This is a genomic window from Cupriavidus sp. 01L45 (assembly GCF_056399885.1).
On sequence record NZ_JBFTSG010000147.1, the window covers coordinates 1 to 1,784 of the forward strand.

The window sequence follows — 1,784 nt, forward strand, 5'->3', positions numbered from 1 at the left end:
TCTTGCAGTTCTCCACCGCGGCAAACGAACTGCCACTGACTGCGTTTCGTCTCCGCGAACACGAAGGCTTCGTCTATGTGTATGACTTCAACGCGTGGTGGCGCCACGAGATACGGGTGGAGCGGCGTAGGCTGCGGCAACATCCTGGCCAGCTGCCACGTTGCGTGGCCGGTTGCGGGCGTTGCTCGCCAGAGGACATGGGCGGGATCGAGAGCTATATGGCGGCTAGGGACGAACGCAGTGAGTATGAGTTCCTCGATTGGCTCGAATCGCTGCGCGAGGAGCCAATCGTGTTGGAAGACTTACGCGATGAGATCGACGGGTGGCTGACTTGGCTGGATCGTCGCTTTGACCGTCAGACCGTCAATGATCGGTTGCGAGAGCGGAACGTGTCAATGACTTTGCGTCACCTGGCTTCATGAATTTACTGTGCCGGGTTGTGGTGTGTTCGGGGTAATGGCCTCCGATGGCGGCGGGTTGATCCAGACTGCTGTGGGCAGCCGCGGTGGTTCAGGGCGACGCCCTTTAAACCTTTTCGGGGACGCCCGGAATGCTGTGTCGAGAGCTGCCTGACGGGTGAGGCGCAACTCCTGGGCGAGCCCGTAATGAACGCTGTGCGGCGTCATGAATCCGATGCCCGAGTGCCGATGCACGGTGTTGTACCAGGCGAAGAAGGCCTGGCAGTGGGTGCGCGCATCCTCAATGCAGCCGAAGCGCGCGGGGAAGTCCGGACGGTACTTCATCGTCTTGAACTGCGACTCCGAGAAGGGATTATCGTCAGATACGTGAGGCCGGCTGTGGCTTTTCGTGATGTCCAGGTCGACCAACAACGCAGCCACCGGTTTGGAGCGCATGCTGGCACCGCGATCGGCATGAAGCGTGAGCACGCCGGGGGCGATATCGTGGCGTGCCACGCTGTCGGCGATGAGCTGTTCAGCGAGCTCGGCGCTCTCGCGCCCGGCGATCAACCAGCCCACGACATGGTGGCTGAAGATGTCCAGGATGACGTAGAGGTGGAAGCACGTCCATCTCGCTGGTCCCTTGAGTTTGGTGATGTCCCACGACCACACCTGGTTAGGCGCGCGCGCCAGCAACTCGGGCCTGGTGTAGGCCGGATGGACAAGCTGGTTGCGTCGCTCGCGCGAGCCGCCATTGACCGCCAGCAACCGGTACATGGTGCGCACCGAACCCAGGTAGCGGCCCTCGTCGAGCAACGTGGCGTGTATCGCCGCCGGCGCGGTGTCGGCGAAGCGCTCGCTGTTAAGGGTGTCCAGCAGCACCTGGTTTTCCAGGGCGTCCAGAGCCAACGGTGGCCGGGGCCGGGCAGTGGACCGTGGCAGTGGACCGATGARGGCAATGCGACGCAGGTGGGCCCGCTGCCGGGCAGGCGTGCCGCGCGGCACGCCCAGCGCATGGCAGGCCGCGCTCGCGCCCAGGGCCGGAGTGAGCTCTTGCACAGCCGCCATTACGGCTTGTCGGTGTCGTCGTCGATCGGATTGCCCAGCAAGGCTGCAAGTTTTTTTTGGACGTCGATCACCAGCAGGGCCTTGTCGAGTCGGCTCCTGAGGTGATCGCGCTCGCGTGTGAGCTGCGCGATGTGCCGCGCCTCGGCCCGATTCTCGTCGAATTTGGGTCCGCGCTTTTGGGGGGCAAGGGCAGCCAGTTCGGCAGCCTCGCGCTGGCGCCGCCATGTGCTCAAGGACGACGAGTACACGCCTTCACGGCGCATCAGCGCGCCGATCTCTCCGGGCTTGGTGCAGCGGTCAGCCGCCTCCAGTATGCGG

General features: G+C 63.9%; 3 protein-coding genes. 1 reads left to right on the forward strand and 2 read right to left on the reverse strand.

Annotated features, from left to right (window positions below):
• Positions 1-422 (forward strand): IS1096 element passenger TnpR family protein (locus AC1DT6_RS40415; protein WP_477104803.1); only part of this gene is annotated, 422 nt, incomplete at its 5' end.
• Here AC1DT6_RS40415 and AC1DT6_RS40420 read toward each other — a convergent pair.
• Together AC1DT6_RS40420 and AC1DT6_RS40425 are read right to left on the reverse strand one after the other, a co-directional pair.
• Positions 417-1,466, reverse strand: a complete 1,050-nt coding sequence (locus AC1DT6_RS40420) for a transposase (RefSeq protein ID WP_477115618.1) — start codon at positions 1,464-1,466, stop codon at positions 417-419. The genes AC1DT6_RS40415 and AC1DT6_RS40420 overlap by 6 nt on opposite strands.
• The coding region (locus AC1DT6_RS40425; RefSeq protein ID WP_477115619.1) for a transposase at positions 1,466-1,784 on the reverse strand (319 nt) is incomplete at its 5' end. The genes AC1DT6_RS40420 and AC1DT6_RS40425, both read right to left, overlap by 1 nt.